Here is an 18,688-nt window from a genome sequence, read left to right as displayed (position 1 = left end):
GACAGGGTTTGCGCGCGTCGCTCATCGGAGGCGGAGTGTAGAGGGCGCGGTGCGCCGGTGGCTACTGGCCCTTGAGCACCTGCAGGGCCTTGCTGGCCACCGCGTTGTCGGGCTGGGTCTCCAGCACCTTCCCCAGCCAGCGCTCGGCCTCGCTCACGGCCTTCTGGCGGTCCTCGGGGCGGCGGGCCTTCTGGGACTCCTCGGTGTAGAGCAGGCCCAGGCGCAGGGCGAACTCGGTGTTCTCCGGGTCCTTGTCCGCCACGTACTTCAGCTCGCGCTGCGCGGCCGTGTAGTCCCCCTGCAATTGGTACACGAGCGACAGCTTGCCTCGCGCGGGCACCGAGTCCGGCGTCAGCGTCACCGCCACCTGGAAGGCCTGCTTCGCGGTGTCCAGGTCCCGGGCCTCCAGCCGCAGGTCGCCCAGGCGGAACCAGGCCAGCTCCAGCAGCGGGTTGAGCACCACGGCCTTCTCGAAGGCGCTGCGCGCCGCTTCCGTGCGCTGGCGCGACAGGTACAGCTCACCGAGGTACAGCTGGTTCTTGCCATCCTGCGGGGCGCGCTCGATGGCCTGCTTGAACTCGTCCACGGCGCGGCCGGCGTCGTCCAGGCGCTGGTAGGCCAGCCCCAGCAGGGCGTGCACCACGGCCAGGTCCGGGTAGTCGTGGAGGATCTCCTCGAAGGCGATGACGGCGTGCTGGGGCGCGTCCAGCTCGTGCAGGTAGCGCATGCCCTCCTCGAGCTTCGCCTCCGCCGCCTTGGGGAAGTTCTGGAACGGGTCCGCCAGCTGGTTCATCAGCGCCCGCGCGGTGGTGACCTCCGCGGGGGTGGGGCTGCCGCGCACGACGGTGCCCAGGGCCTCCACGGCGCCCGCCGTGTCCCCCGTGCGGGCCAGGGCCTTGGCCAGGGGCAGCTTCCAGCCGGTGCGCTCTGGGGCCAGCTCCACGGCCTTGCGCAGCGGGCCCAGCGCGGCGGCGTACTGCTCCGACTCCAGGCGCGCGACGCCCAGGCGGTAGTGGAACTCCGCGGTGGTGGGGGACAGGGTGATGGCGCGCTCGAAGGCGCTGACGGTGGGGACGCCCGCGTCCCGGGCCCTGGAGAAGAGCGTCAGGCCCAGCATGTACTGGTCCACCGCGCGCTCGTTCTTCGCGATGGCCTGGCGCAGCTCCTCCGCCCACGCGTCCGCGCGGCCTGCCTTCACCTGGGCCTCGGTGAGGGCGCGGGCCACGTCCACGTCGTCCGGCGTGCGCGCGTGCAATTCGCGCAGGAGCTTCACCGCCGACTCCGGGTCGTTCCCGTCCAGGTACGCGCGCGCCTGGGCCTGGGGCGTCAGCGCGGGCGCCTGGGCCTGGCCGTGGCCGCAGCCGGTGACGAGCAATCCCAGCCCCAGGAGGGCGGCGGGCCAGCGGAGGCGGTTCGCGTTCAGGTGCACGGGGAGCTCAGGAGGCCTTGGAGGTGACGGAGGTGGCGAGCTGCGCGACGCCCTCGCGGTTGGGCGCGGCGACGGCCGTGTCGGGGTCACCACCCTTGCCGCCCAGCGACAGGCTGTCCGCGATGATCTGCGCGCGCACGGCGCGGGCCAGGCCTTCGCGGTCGTTGTCCGCGAAGCCGGTGGTGTCGATGGGGCGGCCAATCTTCACGCGCACCGGGCCCGGCCGGATGTTCCACGAGTTCTTGGGCATGACGTTGTCGGTGCCCTCGATGGTGACCGGACAGATGGGCACGCGGGCCTTGAGCGCGAGCGCGAAGGGGCCCTTCTTGAAGGGCAGCACGCGGCCGTCCTGGGAGCGGGTGCCCTCCGGGTACAGGAAGATGCTGGTGCCGGCGCGGATCTTCCGGGCGGCCTTGTCCAGCGACGCGATGGCGGACGAGCGGTCCCCGCGGTCGATGAAGATGTGGCCCGCGAGCCAGAGGTACCAGCCAATGAACGGCACGAGGCGCAGCTGCGACTTGGCGACGAACCGGAAGTCCACCGGTACGGCGAGGAAGTGGGCCGGGATGTCGAGTGTGGACAGGTGGTTGCCGACGTAGATGGTGGGCCGCTTCGGGTCCACGTTCTCCCCGCCAAGGACCTCCAGCTTCGCCCCCCCGGCCCACAGGAGCACGGGCGACCAGAGCCTCCGGGCGACCGCCACCGAGCGCGACGGGTTGAGCGTCACCAGCATGGCGAGGCAGGCCGCGGGGAAGCAGACCGCGGACCACACCGTAGCCACCAAGATGCACCACAGCTTGCGCAGCATGCGTCGCCTTTCCTCCTACCGGGGGACCTGAGCGCCGGAAGGGCCCCGGGGATGCCGCTCACCCGTCGTGCAGGCAGGCGGCGCGGCGGGGGCGCTGGCTCCTGGACGTGCGGAACGGGGCGGGGGCATGCACTTTATCTACCATGGCTCCCCTCGCCATTGTTTCTGGTGAATGCTGCTCGCCGGGGTTACAAGCAAGGGTTGCGTGGCCAGGAAAAAGTTCATCGCCATCGCGGGCAACATCGGGGCCGGAAAGACGGAGCTCACGTCCTTCCTGTGCCGGAAGTACGGCCTCACGCCGTCCTTCGAGCCCAATGACCAGAACCCCTACCTCGCGGATTTCTACAAGGACATGAAGACGTGGGCGTTCCGCTCGCAGCTCTTCTTCCTGACGCACAAGTTCCGCCTGCACCGGGAGCTGGAGCGCACGCCCGGCACCGTGCTCCAGGACCGGACGCTCTACGAGGACGCGGAGATCTTCGCCAAGAACCTCCACCGGCAGCGGCTCATCGACAAGCGCGACTGGTCCACGTACTGGGAGCTGTACCAGACCATCTCCCAGTCGCTCCGGCCGCCCGACCTGATGATCTACCTGCGCTGCCCGGTGGTGACGCTGAAGGAGCGCATCCGGCTGCGCGGGCGGTCCATGGAGAAGGACATCCCGACCACGTACCTCAAGCGCCTCAACGCCCTCTACGAGGAGTGGTTCGAGGGCTACTCACTGTCACCGGTGCTGGTGCTGGGGACGGACAAGCTGGACTACCTCACCAACCTGGTGGACCGCGTGGACCTCTTCCGACAGATCGAGAAGCACCTGTGAAGGAGGTCTACGTCCTCGCCACGGAGCAGTCCGTGCCGCCGTCGCTGGACGCGCTGCGCGCGGCGTTCGCCACGGACGAAGTGGAGTTCGTGCCGCACGAGGGCGACTGGGGCTTCACCGTGCGCGCGGACGGCTCCGAGGTGAAGGTGGTGCTCAAGCCCCTGGGCGATGGGCGTCCGCGCGTCCCGCAGGAGCTGTTCAGCGGCAGCCCGGAGGCCTTCGCGCGCGTGGAGAAGTCCCAGGCGTGCTACGCGTTCCTCCTGGAGCCGGGCGGCGCGCAGCCCACGCTGCCCGTCTTCGAGGCGCTGTGGACCGTGCGCACGCTGATGGAGCAGGCGCCGGGCGTGCTGGTGGACCTCACGGCGTTCAAGCTGCACGAGCCCGAGGACGTGGTCGAAATCACGGAGCTGGACTTCGACATCCGCGACCACGTGCACCTGCACGCCATCGAGCTGGCCGAAGGGGACACCCCGCTGTGGGTGCACTCGCACGGGATGGAGAAGTTCGGCGCGCGCGATGTGGAGATCTTCCACCTGGGCGAGGGCGACCTGCTGGCCGCGGAGAGCTTCCTCCACGAGCTGTGCACGGACCTGGCGTTCGCGCAGGGGCCGGCGCTGCGCTCGGAGGTCGCCACCAGCGAGGGCCAGAGCTTCACGCTCGTGCCTTCCGAGGAGGCCCGCGCGAACCTGCTGGGCGTGCCGCTGGATGCCTTCGAGGGCCACGAGGGGCTGTTCCTCACGGTGGTGTCGCCGCTGGGCCGGCACAACACGGCGGAGCTGCTGGCGACGTACCGGGAGCGCTTCGCCAAGGAGCCGGCCGAGCAGACCCAGGCCATGCAGGAGGAGGCGCAGGCGCTCTTGCCCGCGTTCCTGGCGCGCTTCCAGCGCAAGGGGCTGATGGAGCCCCTGACGTTCCTGGTGCGGGCCCCCTTCGAGACGCACCCGGAGGGCGAGGTGGTGGTGGAGAACCTGTGGCTGGAGGCTGTGGCCCGGGACGAGGGCTCCGTCGTGGGCCGGCTGGTGGATGGCGCGGTGCACACCACGGAGTGGCGCAAGGGGGCCCACGTGGAGGTGGAGGAGAAGCAGATCAACGCGCTGGCCATCGCCCGGGAGGGCCGTGCGCTCAACGAATCCGAGCTGCGCGCGCTTTTGAACGCCGAACGCCCCATGTAGCGCCCTGCGTCCAGCCCGGCGCGTCTTGCGGGTGCCCCGAGGGGCGCTGCTAGGCTCCGCGTCCGCATGCCGGCACTCCTGCTGCTCACGGGCCCGTCCGCGGGGCGCCGGTACGAGGTCGTCTCCCAGCTGACCCTCGGGCGCAGTCCCTCCTGCGACATCCCGCTGGAAGACGACCAGGTGTCGCGGCGCCACGCGCAGCTGTTCCTGGACACCGTCGCGGGACAGGTGCGGCTGCGCGACCTGGGCTCCACCAACGGCACGCTGCTCAACGGGCAGCGGCTGGCGCTCCAGGAAGAGGCGGTGCTGCGGCCGGGCGACCGGATGCGCGTGGGCGCCACCATCGCGGTGTACGAGCCGCCGCCGGTGTCCATCGTCGACGAGCCCTCGGGTGTCGTGGCGCAGGAGCCGGAGCACGTTCCGATTGAAGAGGTGCTGCCGCACGTGGGCGCGGCCGCGGCGATGTACTCGGCGGGGACGGCGCTGTTGGGGGCCACGAGCGAGGCCATGGTGCTGCGGCGGCTGTCGGAGGAGACGGCGCACGCGCTCAACGCGGACCGGGCCGCGGCGCTCCTGAGCGGACCGGAGGGGCTTCGCACGGCGGCGGTGTCCGGCGCCGCGTCCGTGGAGGTGCCTCGCGCGCTGGTGCAGGCGGCGCTGGAGCGCAAGGAGCTGGGGCGGACGGACACGGCGCTGTGTTCTCCGCTGGTGGCTTCGGGCGGGATGCCCTTTGGCGTGCTGTACGTGGAGCGCGAGGAGTCGCCGTTCACCGAGGGCGAGGGGCAGTTGCTCGCGTCGCTGGGGCGCCTGGGCGGTGAGGCCTATACGGCGGTGCGCTCGCGCGGCGAGGCGGAGGCCGCGGAGACGCCGTGGGTGACGCCCCTGGGCACGTCGCGGGCGTTCCGGGGCGTGGTGGAGGAGGCCCGGCGGGCGGCGGGCAGCGCGGCCCCGGTGGTGCTGCACGGCGAGCCGGGCACGGGCAAGGCGCTGCTGGCGCACTTCCTCCATGGGAAGTCTCCGCGCGCGCTGGGGCCCTGGGTGACGGTGGAGTGCCGGCAGTCCCTGGAGGCCGTGGAGGTGGCGCTCTTCGGCCGTGCGGGGGCTCCCGGCCAGCCTCCGGTGACGTCCGCGGTGCTGCGCGCGGACGCGGGCACGCTGCTCCTGCGCCACGTGGAGGCGCTTCCCCGGCCCGCGGCGGAGCGGCTGGCGCGGATGCTGGCCCGGCGCGCGGCTCCCGCACGGCAGGGCGGTGAGGAGCCCGTGGACGTGCGCGTCGTCGCCACCTGTGCCTCGCCGGTGTCGCGGCTCGCGTCGCGGGGAGAGTTCGACGCGGCGCTCGCTCGGGGGCTCACGGGCTTCGAGCTGGAGGTGCCACCCCTGCGCGAGCGGCGAGGCGACGTGCCGGTGTTGCTGGAGCACTTCGCGCTGCGTGGGGCCCGGCAGTGCGGGCGGGAGGCCCCGGTGCTGGGGCCCGAGGCCCGGCGCCTCCTGGCGGAGTACCCCTGGCCGCAGAACGTGCGCGAGCTGGAGCTGGTCGCGGAGCGGCTGGGGCGCGTGTACGCGGCGGGGCACGTTGGCATCCCGCAGCTGCCTCCGGAGGTGCGCGAGGGCTCGGTGGGGCAGGTGCCTCGCACGCTGCAGGAGCAGGTGGCGCGGCTGGAGCGGGACGCCATCGCGGAGGCGCTTCGCGAGTCCGGCTGGAAGAAGGTCCGCGCGGCGGAGCTCCTGGGCATCAGCCGGCCGACGCTCGACCGGAAGATGGAGGAGTACGGGCTGACGCTGGAGCGGGGGACTCGCGGCTGAAGCGCGCTCAGGCCTTCGTGATGGCGGTGTCCTTGCGGCGGCTGATCAACACGCCCGTGAGGATGAGCGCAGCGCCGAATATCTGGAACAGGGTGGGGCGCTCACCACGGACCGCCCAGGCGGTGAGTGCTGCGACCACCGGGATGCCCGTACCGTAGAGCGTCGTGCGGTTGGTGCCCACCTGCTGCACGCTGCGGAACCACACGAAGTACGCGAGCACCAGCGGCACCAGCGCCGAGTACACCAGCGCCACCCAGCCCGCGGCGCCCACGCGCGACGCGTCCATCGTGATGACCTGGGAGGCTCCGGCCAGCACCACGCCCGGGGCTCCGGTGAGCATGGTGATGGCGGTGACGCGCAACGCGGACACGCCTTCTCCCACGGCGCGCGTGCCCACCGTGTAGATGGCCCAGCACAGCGAGCTGCAGACAATCAGCGCGTCGCCCGTCCACGTCGCCGCGCCCAGGTTGGGGCCTCGCGCGCCCACCACCAGCAGCATGCCCACCACCGCGAGCGACAGCCCCGCGACCACCGGGCGGCGCAGCTTTTCGATGCCCAACGCCGCGCCCAGCGCCGCCGTCACCACCGGGCTCACCGCGGTGAGCATGCCGCTGTTGGCCGCCGTGGTGCGCGCGAGCCCTTCGATGAAGCACAGCTGGTACAGCGTGTTGCCCACGAACCCCAGCGCGGTGAGGCGCAGGAAGGCCTTCCACGGCATCGGCTTGTGGCCCTCCACCGCGAGCAGCACGAGCCCCATCGCGAGCGCCGCGAGCCCGAAGCGCAGCGACATGAAGGCCCGCGCCGGAAAGGCCTCCAGTGCGTCCTTCACGAGGGTGTAGTTCGTCCCCCAGACGACCACGACGGCGATCATCGCCATGTCGGAGGCGGAGAGGAGACGGGCAGGCGCTGCGACCGCGGGCGACGAGGTGCTCACGGCGGCGGGGCATAGGGCGGCGCGGTTCCGGATGCAACCGACGGAGCCGCGACACCCCGGCCGCCGACCCGCACGCACGGTGCTCTCCTCCAGGCAGGCGACGTCGCGCCGACGTTTCCCCACGCCCGTGCTTGTCCAGCCGCCCGGCCCGTGGCGTAAATGCCCGCCCATGGACTTCCGTTATTCGGACGAGGTGCGGCGCGCGAAGGACTCCGGGCAGCCGCTGGTGGCGCTGGAGACGAGCGTCGTCGCGCAGGGCCTGCCGTACCCGGACAACCTGGCCGCTGCTCGCGCGTGCGAGGAGGCCATCCGCCGCGCCGGCGCCGTGCCCGCGCCCATCGCGCTGGTGGACGGCGAGGTGTGGATTGGCCTGGAGGACGCCGCGCTGCGCCGGCTGGCGGAGGGCAAGGAGAAGCTCCTCAAGGTGGGCTCGCGCGACCTGGCCGTGGCGGTGGCCACCCGGGCCAGCGGCGGCACCACCGTGAGCGCCACGTGTGAGCTGGCCGCGGCGGCGGGCATCCGCGTGTTCTCCACCGGCGGCATCGGCGGCGTGCACCGGGGCGCCTCCGAGCACTGGGACATCTCGCAGGACATCGCGGCCCTGTCGCGCTACCCCGTGGCCGTGGTGTGCGCGGGCGCGAAGTCCGTGCTGGACCTGCCCAAGACGATGGAGCTGCTGGAGACGGCGGGCGTGCCCGTCATCGGCGTGGGCACGAACGAGCTGCCGTCCTTCTACAGCCGCGAGTCCGGCCTCTCCCTGGAGCACCGCGCGGATGACGCGGAGACCGCCGCGCGCATCGCTCATGCTCGCTTCGAGATGCTGGGGCAGGGCGGGGTGCTCTACACCGTGCCGCCTCCGGTGGAGGCCGCGCTGCCTCGCAACGACGTGGAGCTGCACATCGCGTCGGCGCTGGCGGACGCGGACCGGCAGGGCGTGCGCGGCAAGGCCGTGACGCCGTTCCTCCTGGGCGAGATGGCCAGGCGCACCGGCGGCAAGAGCCTCAAGACGAACCTGGCGCTGCTGGAGAACAACGCGCGCTTCGCGGGGGCGCTGGCCGTGGCCTACGCCCGCATCGCGAAGCGCTGAAGCACAAGCGGCGGTCAGGCCGGGCGGTGCTGGAACCAGGTCATCAGGTCCTCCAGCGCCGCGCGGTCCACGTCGTCGAAGGTGTTCTTGTGCTCGGAGTCGATGTCGAGCACCGCGAGCAGCTCGCGGTTGCGCCCGTACACCGGCACGACGATCTCCGACGCGGAGCGCCCGTCGCAGGTGATGTGGCCCGGGAAGGCGTGCACGTCCGCCACCACCACCGTCTCTCCCTTGGCGGCGGACGTGCCGCACACGCCCTTGCCGAAGGTGATCTCCAGGCACCCGAGCGTCCCCTGGTAGGGGCCCACGCGCAGCAGCTTCCCGGGCGTCACCACCCGGTAGAAGCCCGTCCACAGGTGGCCGAAGGCGTTGTGCAGCAGGCAGCTCATCGTCGCCATCGCGCAGATGTCGTCATCCACGCCTTCGAGGATGGCGAGCGCGTGCGTCTTGAGCTCGGCGTATGCCTCGGTCTTGGGCTGACCGCGCAGATCCAGGGTGACTTCGGCCATGATGGGGTCCTCTGTCAGGAAGTCCGTCCCGCCCCTTCTAACAACCCTCGTGCCGGCTGGCACTGGAGGTCGTGTGGAACCGCTCGTCCTGGATTCGAAAACCCGCCTGCTCGTCCTCACCGGTGCCGGAGTCTCCGCGGAGAGCGGGGTGCCCACGTTCCGGGGCATGAACGGGCTGTGGGAGAACCACCCCGTGGAGGCCGTCGCGTCCCCTCAGGGCTTCGAGGCGAACCCCGGGCTCGTCTGGCGCTTCTACTCGCAGCGGCGGGCGGGGGCGGCGGACGTGAAGCCCAACCCGGGCCACGACGCGCTGGTGCGCTGGGAAGAGCACCTGGGCGACCGCTTCCTCCTGGCCACGCAGAACGTGGATGGCCTGCACACGAAGGCGGGCAGCCGGCGCGTGGTGGACATGCACGGCAACCTCTTCCGGACGAAGTGCGCGGACTGCCAGCGTGCGCCCTTCGCGGACACCTCGGTGCACCCGTCGGGCACGGTGCCGAAGTGCGACAGCTGCGGTGGCCGGCTGCGGCCGGACATCGTCTGGTTCGGGGAGATGCTGGACCCCAACGACCTGGCACGCGTCGGCGAGTTCATCTCGCGCAAGGACGGCACGCGGCTGGTGTTCCTGGCCGCCGGTACGTCCGGTGCGGTGTGGCCGGCGGCGGGAATCGTGGACGAGGTGCGCTCCGTGCGCGGGGACACGTGGCTCGTGAACTACGAGTCCGCCGCGAACACGGAGCGCTTCCACCACTTCGTCCAGGGAATGAGCGGGCAGGTGCTGCCCACCCTGGCGAAGCTTGTCTAAGCGCCTCCGGGCCTTACGGACCGCGGAGGACCGTGAGGCCCTGGTCGGTGACGACGAGCAGCATGCTCGGCGTCACGGTGGGCTCGTAGACCATCTGCAGGACGCGCTGGCCTGACACGTTCCGCACCTGGGCCAGCGTGGTGCCGTCGGCCTCCAGCCGCCAGAGGCCGGCGCCGTCGGTGCCGATGTAGAGCGCGCCGTCGTCCGTCGCCTTGAGTGACAGGATGCGGCTGGACGGCAGGCCCGCGACCCTGGACCAGTTGCCCGTGGAGCGGTTCTTCGGCGTCAGCGCCCAGACGCCGTACCGCTCGCTGCCCAGGTAGTAGCGGCCGGAGGCGACCTGTTCGAAGGCGCGCCAGTAGTCGTCCGTGGCCTGGCCGTTGAGCGCGTCGTTGTAGCTCTTGAACGACCAGGGCGTGGGGCCTTCCCAGGTCAGCTCGCGGTCCCAGTCCTCCAGCTTGGGGCTGGGCACGAGCACGCCGACCATCTGCTCGTTGGCGACGAGCACGTCACCGTTCTTCCCGATGCCCAGGCCGTGCATGTACGGGCACTGGAGAGAACCCCACTCGGAGCCGTCCTCGAAGAGGTACCAGCCCGGGTGCCGGTGGCTGTTGTAGGTGAGCCCCTGGATGCGCGTCACGCCGTGGTTGGTGGTGATGTAGAGGTCGCCGCGGTCGCGGCCGCGCGTCACGCGGGCGCAGTTGAGGACGGTGCGGTCCTCCTCGTAGTGGAAGTCATTGGTGTTGTGGATGCCCGCCTGTCGGTCCTTGTTCGACGCGCCGGTGGTGCGCCAGAGGTGCTCCTCGAGCATGACGCTGCCGTCCGGCTGGAGGCGGACCGCGTCGAGGTCCCCCTTGCGGTACTCGGCGAAGCGCTCGGGTGAGTAGCCCGCTTCGCCCTTCCAGGGGATGTACGTGCGCTGCTCGATGCCCTCCGCGCGCTTCATCTCATTCGCGGAGTAGCCCACATACGCGCGTCCGGCCTCACCGCCGCAGATGACCGTGGAGCCGGTCGCGAGTGCGTCCGGACCGAAGGGCTCCGCCGCCTGGCCGACGTTGGACGTCCAGGTGGGCGCCTTGTCGCCGGGGCGCAGCACGCCGATGCGGCGGCCGTCGAGGAGCCAGATGTTGAGGCCTTCATCGACACCGACGCTCTGGGGTCTGCCAGCGCCAAACGAGCGCGTGTAGTCGAGCACCGCGTCCGTGGGCCAGGGCCCCGCATCGGGCGTCTGGCCGGTGCCGCCATCGGGATCCGGCGTCGTCCCCGCGTCGGGAGTCTCGCCGGCATCGGGAGTCCCACCGTCTTCATCCGGAGGGGGCGTGCTGGCGTCCGGAAGGGAACCCGGAGGGGGGAGCGAGGGAACTTCGTTTCCATCCGACGGATCCGTGACCGGCGCGTCCTGTGGATCAATTGTCGGAGAGTCGTCGCTGCAACCCGCTGACAACAAAGAGATGACCGCCAGCCCCGCCCCCACCACGCCTACGCGAATACCCATTCCGTGTCTTCCTCCACGGAGGCTTCATGGCAAGACGCGGGCCAGCTTCCCGACGAAGAGCGTGCGCGTGCTGATTCGTGCGAGGCACCGTGCGCCGCTCGCGGAGCACGCGATGGGTTCGAGGCCCGCCGCGTCACAGCTGGGGGGCGGCTGCATCACTTCTTTCGCCCATGCCTTGAAGTCACCCGGCAACTCCGCCCGGTGCTCATCGCCGTGGAACACCTCGCGTACATGGGCCGTGTCGACGTCGATGACGACAACGACGGCGGGATCCTTCTGCCCGTAGCCCTGGGAACGTCCGTTGACGTGTCCTGGCGTGACGAGCGTGAGTGCCACGTGTCGAGCCGTGCTGGCGATGGCTGTGCAGAGCCCTGGCAGTTCGAAGACCTCATGACCTTCAATCGCAACCGCTGAGCGTCCCAGCCGCCACCACGCCGTGACGAGCCGTTCTCCCGCGAAGGCACCCACGGCATGCGTTGTCGGTTCATCGAATACGCGCTCGAAGTCGCGATACGCCGCATGGGCATTCACCTGAGCACCCACGAGGGCATGGGTGAGTCGAGCGACAAGGTTGCTCCTCTGATGGGGACTGCGCTCCTCGAGTTCCGCGATCCCCAGGCCCCGCGCGGTGTGCAGCAGGACCTCGCACCCTCCGTCATCGCCGAGGGAAAGCAGCTCCGTCTCGAAGCCAGCGCGCGGCGTGTATTCGCTCGGGGGCGCACGTACGCAGAAGAGGGAACGTGGCACGCCGGGAACAAGCGCGACAGGAACCCCGAGCCAGCGAGCGACCTTGCCAACGAATGCGGCGCCCGCTGCCGCGGTGGACGCATCAATGCGGCCATCGGTGATCCAGATGCCATCATCGAGCACGTAGCGTGTGTCGAGAGGATGCTCCTCCACCGCGAGCTTCACCTGGAGCGGAGGCACCTTCTCGAGCACAGGACGCATGAACGACAGCACGCGGGCGGACGGGATCTCGTCCCCATCGATCAGCTTCAGTGAGACGTCGAGCCAGTGTTCCCCAGCAAGTTGCTGGATCAACTCGGCGAAGCCATCGGAGGGGTACTGGTCGAGTGCTTCCATGATGGAAGACGGAACGCCCAGGCCTTCAATCCTGGGCGTGAACCGGTCCTCGGCAATCTCGACGCCATGGAAGCTCAACCCGTCCATCGAGTATCCGGACAGCGCGACCTCGCCCGTGGGTGAGGCCTGAGCAATCACCATCGCCGTGCCGTCATACAGTGAGACGTGCAGTGCCTCACACCCGAGCACCCGCGCGATGATCCCCAGCCTGTGCTCGCGCGTACTCCCGGGTTCCGCGAGCAGCTCCAGCGGAGCCGTCTTGACGACGGACCAGCCTCCAAGCCCGGCTCCAATCGCGAGCGCCCACCGGTCGGAGGTCGCACCGGTTCCATACTGCATCCGGTCCCACCTCTCACGCTTGCGCCGCACGTAGGGCGCGGCCACGAGTCCTTCCGCCAGGCAGACGTTGCGGATGGCTTGTTCCAGCGCGTCGAGCTCTTGCGTCCGGAAGAGCGTCACCTGTCCCCATTCACCCATGCGCCGCCGTATATCGAAAACAGGAGGGCCCCGTCGGAGGTGTCAGGCGGACTTCATCCGTCGCGTCAACGCGGCGCGTGCGCGGCCCGAACTGGCGTGCGTTCCAGTACCTTTCGTCACGAGCCCCGCCATGTCCCAGGAACGTTTCACGACCAGCCGCGAGGTCTATCACCGCATCCGGTGGGACTCGCGGATCGATGCCCGCGAGTTCGTCGTGGGCTACGACGCGCACCGGGGCGCCATGGAGGAGATGCCCTTCGAGGCTTTCGTCCCCGACGGTGAGATTCCCTGGCACCGCGTCTGGTACTTCAAGCGCGGCACGCAGGTGGTGTGGGACCGCAAGGCGCGCATCGACCTGCTCAGCAACGCCCGGCCAGCGGAGGAGCCCGCTTCCGCTCCTTCTCCCTCGGTGCCGGGCTTCACCTCCTTGCCCGCGTGGCGCTTCGACTCGGGCTCATGGCGCGAGGCCTCGAATACCCAGGCCCACGCACTCCCCCCTCCGTCCACGCTCACCGTCGCCACCTTCAACGTCCTCTTCGACCTGTACGACGCGGAGTTGCTGGCGACCGAGCGCAGGACCCCGGCGGCGCTCTCGCTGCTTCGCGAGACCGGCGCGGACGTCATCGCGCTCCAGGAGGTCACTCCGTCCTTCCTCCAGGCCCTGCTCGCTGAACCCTGGGTGCGCGAGCGCTACTGGCTGTCCGACGGTCCCGGTGCGCAGACCGTGGCCACCTATGGACAGGTGCTGTTGTCTCGCGTGCCCCTCACTTCCGTGTGGCAGCGCGTCTTCTCCCGGGACAAGCGCATCATCGCCGCCGAGCTGCGGCTCTCCGGTGGAACGCTGTGGGTGGCCACACCGCACCTGACGAGCAACCGGGACCCCTCCGGCGCTTCCGCTCGCGCCGTGCAGGTGGAGGCCCTTCTTGAATGGGCCCGCGTGCTCGGCGCATCAAGCGAGACCGAGCCCCCTGACCTGGTGCTCGCCGGTGACTTCAACTTCGGTGACGGCGCGGTGGAAGCCGCGTCCTTCGCTCGCGCTGGCTTCGTGGATGCGTGGTCCTCGCTGCGGCCTTCGGAAGCAGGGGAGACGTTCAACCCCCGGCTGAACACCCTGGCGGCGATCACCACCGTCTCGGGAACGCTCCAGCGGTTGGACCGGGTCCTGGTGGCATCTGCTTCAGGCCGGCTCGCTCCCGAAGCCGTGGAGCTCTTCGGTGAAGCGCCACTGGCGGGACCTCCAGGACCCTCCGGGCACGCCCTCTTCGCCTCGGATCACTTCGGGCTGCACTGCGTCCTGCGTCGTGCGGCGGTCGCGTCCTCCACGCGAACCTCCACGGCGCTGGTCCATCACACGGCCCTGGTGCTCATTCCTCCCGAGGATGTCTGGGGCCCCATCCAGGCCCTGCGCAAGAAGCACGACGCGAAGTTCCACCGGTGGATGCCCCACGTCACGCTGCTCTATCCCTTCGTCCCTGAAGAGGACTTCGAGACGGCGGAGGCCCTCCTCGTGGATGCGCTCCAGGGCGTCGAGCCCTTCGACGTGACGCTCTCCACGTTCGGCCACTTCGAACACCGCGCCAACGCGACCGCGTGGCTCCGTCCCGATGATCAACCCTCCGGCGCGCTGACGGCCCTGTACGCGAAGCTCGTGGCGGCGCTGCCGGAATGCGCCACGTCCGCCCACGGCGGCTTCACTCCCCACCTCTCCGTGGGACAGCTCCCGCTCTCCTCGGACATCGCCCGCACCCTCGCCGAGTGGCAACGCGCCTGGCGGCCGCTGAAGTTCCGCGCGGGCGAGCTCTGCCTCATCCGGCGCAAGGGCGATGCCCCCTTCGAAGTCATCCGGCGCATCCCCCTGTCACAGGCACCCCGTGCCATCCCGGAGCAGGAAGACGTGCTGGCCTCCATCGGCTCCGGCGAATCCCAGGGCGGACATGCCGCCAGGACCGCGGCGGTGGAGCAACTGCGCCAGCACTGCGAACGGATTGGCACCACGCTGCATCCGTATGGCTCCTATCTTCTGGGCACGGATGGCGCGGGCAGTGACGTGGACGCGGTCGCCATCGGACCCGCGAGCCTGTCACGCGACGACTTCGCGCAAGCGCTCCTCCAGGCGCTGGCACCGGGGACGGCTCGCTACGTGGCGGACGCCGCCATCCCGTTGGTCAAGCTGTCCATCGGAGGCGTGAGCTTCGACCTGGCCTATGCGAGCCGCCCGGAGGGCGTGCCCCCAGGAGATCCCCTGACGCTGCTCGAACAGCACGGATCACGGCTCGACCCCGCGGGCCTCCGCGCCGTGCTGGGACTGGCGGACACGCTGGGCCTCATGGGTGCCATTGCCCATGACGCGCGATTCCGGAACCTGATGCGCGCGGTGAAGGCCTGGGCACGGGCCCGGGGACTCTACTCGCACGCGCTGGGCTACCTCGGTGGGCTGTCGTGGACGCTGCTCGCGGCCTGGGCCTGCACCCGCGCGACTCCGGACGCCCTGCGGTCGGACGCGTCGCTGCTGGCGCACTTCTTCGCCACCTTCAGCTCCTGGCCGTGGCCGCAGCCCGTGACGCTCACGCCTGAGACCGCGCGCTACCGGCCCGAAGGCAAGCGGGACCTGCTGCCTGTCATCGCTCCGGCGCTTCCGGCTCGCAACACCGCGCGCAACGTGTCGCGGTCCACGTTCCGCGTCATCCGGGAGGAACTGCTCCGCGCCCACGAACTCGTGTCCAAGGCGCGCGCCTCACGCACGCCTTCCGCGTGGACGGCGCTCTTCCAGCCACCGGCCGCCGATGAGCTCCCCACGGCCGCCTTGCGCCTGTCCGCCGACGCACCCAGCGCAGAGGACCGCGAGGCCGTCGCGGGGTGGATCCTCGGACATGTCACGGCCCTGGTGTACCGGCTGGAAGGCGACCGGCGCCTGTCCGTGCGCCCGCTCCAGCCTGCACAGGCCGGAGGAGCACTGATCATCGGCCTGGAGGCGCGGGACGCGGCGGCGTTGTCCTGGCACCCATCCAGTCCGCTGTTCGCGGCCGTGGAGGCGTTCCGCGCGTCCTTCCAGGAATGGACGCACCGCCCGTCCAGCGCGGTGCTCCAGATCGAATGGGTGCGCGGCGACTGAACGTCACTTCGCTCCCGTGAGCCATGAACCCCAGCGCACGAGCCGCGTGCCGCCCTCCGGCGCGTTCTGGCCTCCCGGCACCACGCGCTCGGTGCTGCTGGCGAGCGGTTCGAAGCGCGCTTCACGCGGCAGGCCCGCGAGCCCCGGCGCCCACGGATCGGCTGCGTAGGTCTGCGAGAAGACGCGCTGCGTGCCTTCGACGTTCTCGCTGCTCTGCTCGGTGAGGGAGGGCACGTCGTGGCCCTCCACGCTGAACGTGCCCCGCGTTCCCGAGGCCGCGGCGCCGGGCGGCCAGTCCCCCGCGGCCAGCACCTCCCAGGGCATGCTCATCAGCAGCTCCTCCAGGGGCTCCGGCTCGGCCTGCGAGAAGTCGGAGCAGGGGGCCGCGTTGGCTTCGACAGGACCCTCGGCGCGCAGCAGGTAGCCGCGCTCGGCGGTGAAGCACACGCGCTGCGTGCTGGGGGCGGGGCCCACGTCCACGTAGCGCTCGTAGTACGCGCCCGGTCCCAGCGGCCGCTCCAGCGCGGGCACCGGGGCCTTGGCCTCGGCCGAGCCGTCACGGACCTCGAGGAGCTTCAGCTGGAAGCCTCCCGGCACGCGGAAGCCCGCCGACTCCGTGCTCGCTTCAATCAGGCCTCGGGCGAGGTACAGCGGGCCCGGCGTATTGGCGTACACGCGCGTGCGCAGGGGGCCGTCGAAGGAGCGCTGATCAATGACGTAGCGCACGGCCTCCCAGGAGCGGCCCGCGCTGGACGCGACCTCGGCCGTGGCGGTGCCTCCGTGCGGCACGTCGAGAGGGCGCGTCGTGTCCGCGCGCACGGGGAAGAGCACATCCTTCGCCAGCCGCGCCTGGGACAGCGGCCTGCCACCTTCGTCGCTGAAGGACGCGCGCACCCAGACCCAGGGCTGCTCCACCGCCACCACCTCCAGCGTCAGCTGTCCCTGGAGCGTGCGCGCCGTGCCGCCCGCGCGAGGCTCCGGACCCTGCGTCGCGCTGAAGGAATACGTGACGCGGTCTCCCACGCGTGCGCGCGCCCAGGCCTCGGCGGCCTGCACGGACGCGGTGCCCTGGGCTCGCGTGTCGGAAGGAGAAGGGCCGCTCGACTTCGTGCTCTCGCAGCCGGGGAGGAACGACAGGGCCGCGCCCAACAGCGCGGCGAGGGGAAGGGAAGGGCGCATGGACATGACGACGGGATATCCCGGGAGTGGATTCAAACCCAGGCCTTACGCACTCTGCGTGTATTTCAGGAATAGTAGGAGTAAATGCGACCCAGGGGAGGGTGACTGACCAGAAGACACCCCTGTCCGAAAATCAGTGGGTTGCAGCATGGCAGGTAAAAACCACGTCACAACAGGCACTTGGCGTTCCAAGCGTTACGCCTTGTTACGCTCGGATTCTTGGAAGCTGGAGTGCCCGCGCTCCAAGCAATTCAACAAATCCAAGTTATTCCCTCTGACGTCCGGCTGGCCCGCCAGTTGCTCAAGGGAGCGGCAAGCTGTCCGCGGCTGACGGGAAGGTCAGGCGGCAGCGGATCTCCCCCGAACCAGAGGAACGACGAATGTTCAAGAAGGCGGCAGTCCTCGTGGCGAGCTGTGGTGCGTTGCTGTCCGGCTGCGGTAACGACGTGGAGAGCGAGAACCAGGAGATCGTCTCCAACCTGATCGAGGCCGGCTTCCCCGCGTCCGAGATCATGGAGGCTGACGGTCTGGTGTACGTGGGCCGTGACGCGCACGTCACCCTGGAGGCCTCGCGCGAGATGCTCCAGCCGGCGGACAAGGCGACCCAGGAGCAGTACCGCACGACGAACCTCGTCAGCTCCACCAAGACGAAGATCTGCATCAACCCGACGTCCACCTTCAACAGCTACAGCCGCCTGAGCCAGGGCCTGGATCTGGCGATCCAGAACTACAACCAGCGCGGTCTGAGCTTCACGATGGCGCGTGGCCCCACCACGGGCTGCAGCGCGAACATCACCGCGACGGTCATGTCCGGCGCCGGCGGCTCCGCGGGCTTCCCGTCGGGCGGCAACCCCTACGGCACCATCAACATCGGTACCGGCCTGCAGAGCTACAGCGTGGACGTGAACGAGCACGTCATCACGCACGAGCTCGGCCACTGCATCGGCTTCCGTCACTCGGACTACTACAACCGCGCCATCTCCTGCGGCGGCTCCGCCAGCAACGAGGGCACGGCGGGCGTGGGCGCCATCCTCATCAGCGGCACGCCGAGCACCGCGACGGTGGGCGGCTCCATCATGAACTCCTGCTTCCGCTCGACGGAGTCCGGTGAGTTCACCAGCTCGGACATCACCGCGCTGAACGCCCTGTACTAAGCGATGACGTCGCGACCCCTTGAGTCCATCATGAGTCCAAGGGGTCGCATCCTCGCGGGCACCTTCTTGCTCCTGGGCCTCGTGGCCTGTGGAAAGGAGGAGGTGCCCGGAGAGCCTTTCCGTCCGGCGGTGTGTGTGGATCCCACGACGGCGCAAGCGCGCCGGCCTCCGGAGGTTCGCGGCCAGACGCAGTGTGGCCCGATTGCCGACTTCACCCCCATCAACAGCTACCAGGGCGAGTTCGCGGACGTCGCGCAGACGGTCGAGGACGCGGTCGTCCTGATTGACGGGCGCTGCACCGGAACACTGATCGAGGCGAGCGCGGGTCCCGTGGTGGTGACGGCGGGGCACTGCGTCGGGCTCGGTGACCGGTCGCTGCTCGTCTTCAATTTCGAGGACCAGCCGGACGGCGACCCGCTCGTCACCGAGGGCACCGTCATCGAGCAGTCGCAAGAGCCCGACTACGCGCTCATCCAGCTGGACGTGCTCCCCCAGGTGAGGCCGGTCCTGCTGTCGGCCGTGCCTGGTGCGCGGCTGGCCATCATCCAGCACCCCCGGGGCAGGCCCAAGGTCATCGCCGAGGGCGAGTACCTGGATGCGTGCAACTCGCTGCTCTACTACGCGGGCCTGGACACCCTGGTCGGAAGCTCCGGCGCGGGCGTGCTCAACCGCCAGGGCCAGCTTCTGGGCATCCACACCGATGGTGACTGCGACTGGACCGGCCGCGGCGCCAACCGGGGCTGGACGGTGGAGTCCATCGTCGCGGCGTCGCCGTACCTGGTGGACGCGGACATCGTCGCGCGCTGAAGGCAGGACCCAAG

15 protein-coding genes are annotated in these 18,688 nt (G+C 70.3%); 8 read left to right on the top strand and 7 right to left on the bottom strand.

What is annotated here, in order from left to right; translation table 11 throughout:
* Positions 1-61 precede the first annotated feature (61 nt).
* Positions 62-1,429, bottom strand: a complete 1,368-nt coding sequence (locus tag D7X55_RS06420; RefSeq protein ID WP_121722532.1) for a lipopolysaccharide assembly protein LapB — start codon at positions 1,427-1,429, stop codon at positions 62-64.
* Between the two features lie 7 nt (positions 1,430-1,436).
* Entirely contained in the window at positions 1,437-2,237 is an 801-nt protein-coding gene (locus D7X55_RS06415) for a 1-acyl-sn-glycerol-3-phosphate acyltransferase (protein WP_199746876.1), read from the bottom strand.
* Between the two features lie 205 nt (positions 2,238-2,442).
* On the opposite strand from D7X55_RS06415, the gene D7X55_RS06410 reads away from it, so the two are divergent.
* The 3 genes from D7X55_RS06410 (at position 2,443) to D7X55_RS06400 (ending at position 6,032) form a co-directional block, all read left to right on the top strand.
* Positions 2,443-3,057: a deoxynucleoside kinase gene (locus tag D7X55_RS06410; protein WP_120550569.1), complete on the top strand. Its 615-nt coding sequence runs from the start codon at positions 2,443-2,445 to the stop codon at positions 3,055-3,057.
* A complete protein-coding gene (locus D7X55_RS06405; protein ID WP_121722531.1) occupies positions 3,054-4,229 on the top strand; it encodes a DUF2314 domain-containing protein in 1,176 nt (391 codons plus the stop codon). The genes D7X55_RS06410 and D7X55_RS06405 overlap by 4 nt, the downstream gene beginning before the upstream one ends.
* 66 nt (positions 4,230-4,295) lie before the next feature.
* Positions 4,296-6,032: an FHA domain-containing protein gene (locus D7X55_RS06400; protein ID WP_121722530.1), complete on the top strand. Its 1,737-nt coding sequence runs from the start codon at positions 4,296-4,298 to the stop codon at positions 6,030-6,032.
* Between the two features lie 7 nt (positions 6,033-6,039).
* Here the strand turns inward: D7X55_RS06400 and D7X55_RS06395 are convergent, their stop codons facing one another.
* Positions 6,040-6,903: a DMT family transporter gene (locus D7X55_RS06395; RefSeq protein WP_233609636.1), complete on the bottom strand. Its 864-nt coding sequence runs from the start codon at positions 6,901-6,903 to the stop codon at positions 6,040-6,042.
* 232 nt (positions 6,904-7,135) lie between these two features.
* Here D7X55_RS06395 and D7X55_RS06390 point away from each other — a divergent pair, with 232 nt between their 5' ends.
* Positions 7,136-8,053 carry a pseudouridine-5'-phosphate glycosidase gene (locus D7X55_RS06390; protein ID WP_121722529.1) on the top strand — a complete coding sequence of 306 codons (918 nt, stop codon included), beginning with the start codon at positions 7,136-7,138 and terminating at the stop codon, positions 8,051-8,053.
* Positions 8,054-8,067: 14 nt separating this feature from the next.
* On the opposite strand, the gene D7X55_RS06385 is transcribed toward D7X55_RS06390, so the two are convergent.
* Positions 8,068-8,562, bottom strand: a complete 495-nt coding sequence (locus tag D7X55_RS06385; protein WP_120550564.1) for a GAF domain-containing protein — start codon at positions 8,560-8,562, stop codon at positions 8,068-8,070.
* Positions 8,563-8,635: 73 nt separating this feature from the next.
* Here D7X55_RS06385 and D7X55_RS06380 point away from each other — a divergent pair, with 73 nt between their 5' ends.
* Positions 8,636-9,367, top strand: a complete 732-nt coding sequence (locus tag D7X55_RS06380; protein ID WP_121722528.1) for an NAD-dependent deacylase — start codon at positions 8,636-8,638, stop codon at positions 9,365-9,367.
* 13 nt (positions 9,368-9,380) lie between these two features.
* On the opposite strand, the gene D7X55_RS06375 is transcribed toward D7X55_RS06380, so the two are convergent.
* Together D7X55_RS06375 and D7X55_RS06370 are read right to left on the bottom strand one after the other, a co-directional pair.
* Entirely contained in the window at positions 9,381-10,862 is a 1,482-nt protein-coding gene (locus D7X55_RS06375) for a hypothetical protein (protein WP_121722527.1), read from the bottom strand.
* Positions 10,863-10,886: 24 nt separating this feature from the next.
* On the bottom strand, positions 10,887-12,404 hold the full coding sequence (locus tag D7X55_RS06370) for a hypothetical protein (protein ID WP_121722526.1): 1,518 nt from the start codon (positions 12,402-12,404) through the stop codon (positions 10,887-10,889).
* A gap of 148 nt (positions 12,405-12,552) precedes the next feature.
* Here D7X55_RS06370 and D7X55_RS06365 point away from each other — a divergent pair, with 148 nt between their 5' ends.
* A complete protein-coding gene (locus D7X55_RS06365) occupies positions 12,553-15,534 on the top strand; it encodes a poly(A) polymerase (RefSeq protein ID WP_121722525.1) in 2,982 nt (993 codons plus the stop codon).
* Positions 15,535-15,537: 3 nt separating this feature from the next.
* Here D7X55_RS06365 and D7X55_RS06360 read toward each other — a convergent pair whose 3' ends face one another.
* Positions 15,538-16,719 carry a DUF6068 family protein gene (locus D7X55_RS06360; RefSeq protein WP_121722524.1) on the bottom strand — a complete coding sequence of 394 codons (1,182 nt, stop codon included), beginning with the start codon at positions 16,717-16,719 and terminating at the stop codon, positions 15,538-15,540.
* 374 nt (positions 16,720-17,093) lie between these two features.
* On the opposite strand from D7X55_RS06360, the gene D7X55_RS06355 reads away from it, so the two are divergent.
* Together D7X55_RS06355 and D7X55_RS06350 are read left to right on the top strand one after the other, a co-directional pair.
* On the top strand, positions 17,094-17,867 hold the full coding sequence (locus tag D7X55_RS06355; protein ID WP_120550558.1) for a zinc-dependent metalloprotease: 774 nt from the start codon (positions 17,094-17,096) through the stop codon (positions 17,865-17,867).
* 30 nt (positions 17,868-17,897) lie between these two features.
* Positions 17,898-18,674 (top strand): serine protease, encoded by a 777-nt coding sequence (locus D7X55_RS06350; protein WP_121722533.1) that lies wholly within the window; start codon positions 17,898-17,900, stop codon positions 18,672-18,674.
* The last annotated feature ends 14 nt before the right edge of the window (positions 18,675-18,688 follow it).

It is taken from the genome of Corallococcus sp. AB049A, assembly GCF_003668885.1.
In the GTDB taxonomy this organism is placed as follows: Bacteria; Myxococcota; Myxococcia; order Myxococcales; family Myxococcaceae; genus Corallococcus; species Corallococcus interemptor.
The sequence above is the reverse complement of the archived record's forward strand: the minus strand, read 5'-3'. Positions and strand labels throughout refer to the sequence as shown.

What these genes read in the sequence shown, in the direction of transcription:
- D7X55_RS06415 (WP_199746876.1), bottom strand. Translation starts at nt 2,237, where the DNA reads ATGCTGCGCAAGCTGTGGTGCATCTTGGTGGCTACGGTGTGGTCCGCG.
- D7X55_RS06400 (WP_121722530.1), top strand. Translation starts at nt 4,296, where the DNA reads ATGCCGGCACTCCTGCTGCTCACGGGCCCGTCCGCGGGGCGCCGGTAC.
- D7X55_RS06395 (WP_233609636.1), bottom strand. Translation starts at nt 6,903, where the DNA reads ATGATCGCCGTCGTGGTCGTCTGGGGGACGAACTACACCCTCGTGAAG.
- D7X55_RS06390 (WP_121722529.1), top strand. Translation starts at nt 7,136, where the DNA reads ATGGACTTCCGTTATTCGGACGAGGTGCGGCGCGCGAAGGACTCCGGG.
- D7X55_RS06385 (WP_120550564.1), bottom strand. Translation starts at nt 8,562, where the DNA reads ATGGCCGAAGTCACCCTGGATCTGCGCGGTCAGCCCAAGACCGAGGCA.
- D7X55_RS06375 (WP_121722527.1), bottom strand. Translation starts at nt 10,862, where the DNA reads ATGGGTATTCGCGTAGGCGTGGTGGGGGCGGGGCTGGCGGTCATCTCT.
- D7X55_RS06365 (WP_121722525.1), top strand. Translation starts at nt 12,553, where the DNA reads ATGTCCCAGGAACGTTTCACGACCAGCCGCGAGGTCTATCACCGCATC.
- D7X55_RS06360 (WP_121722524.1), bottom strand. Translation starts at nt 16,719, where the DNA reads ATGTCCATGCGCCCTTCCCTTCCCCTCGCCGCGCTGTTGGGCGCGGCC.
- D7X55_RS06355 (WP_120550558.1), top strand. Translation starts at nt 17,094, where the DNA reads ATGTTCAAGAAGGCGGCAGTCCTCGTGGCGAGCTGTGGTGCGTTGCTG.
- D7X55_RS06350 (WP_121722533.1), top strand. Translation starts at nt 17,898, where the DNA reads ATGAGTCCAAGGGGTCGCATCCTCGCGGGCACCTTCTTGCTCCTGGGC.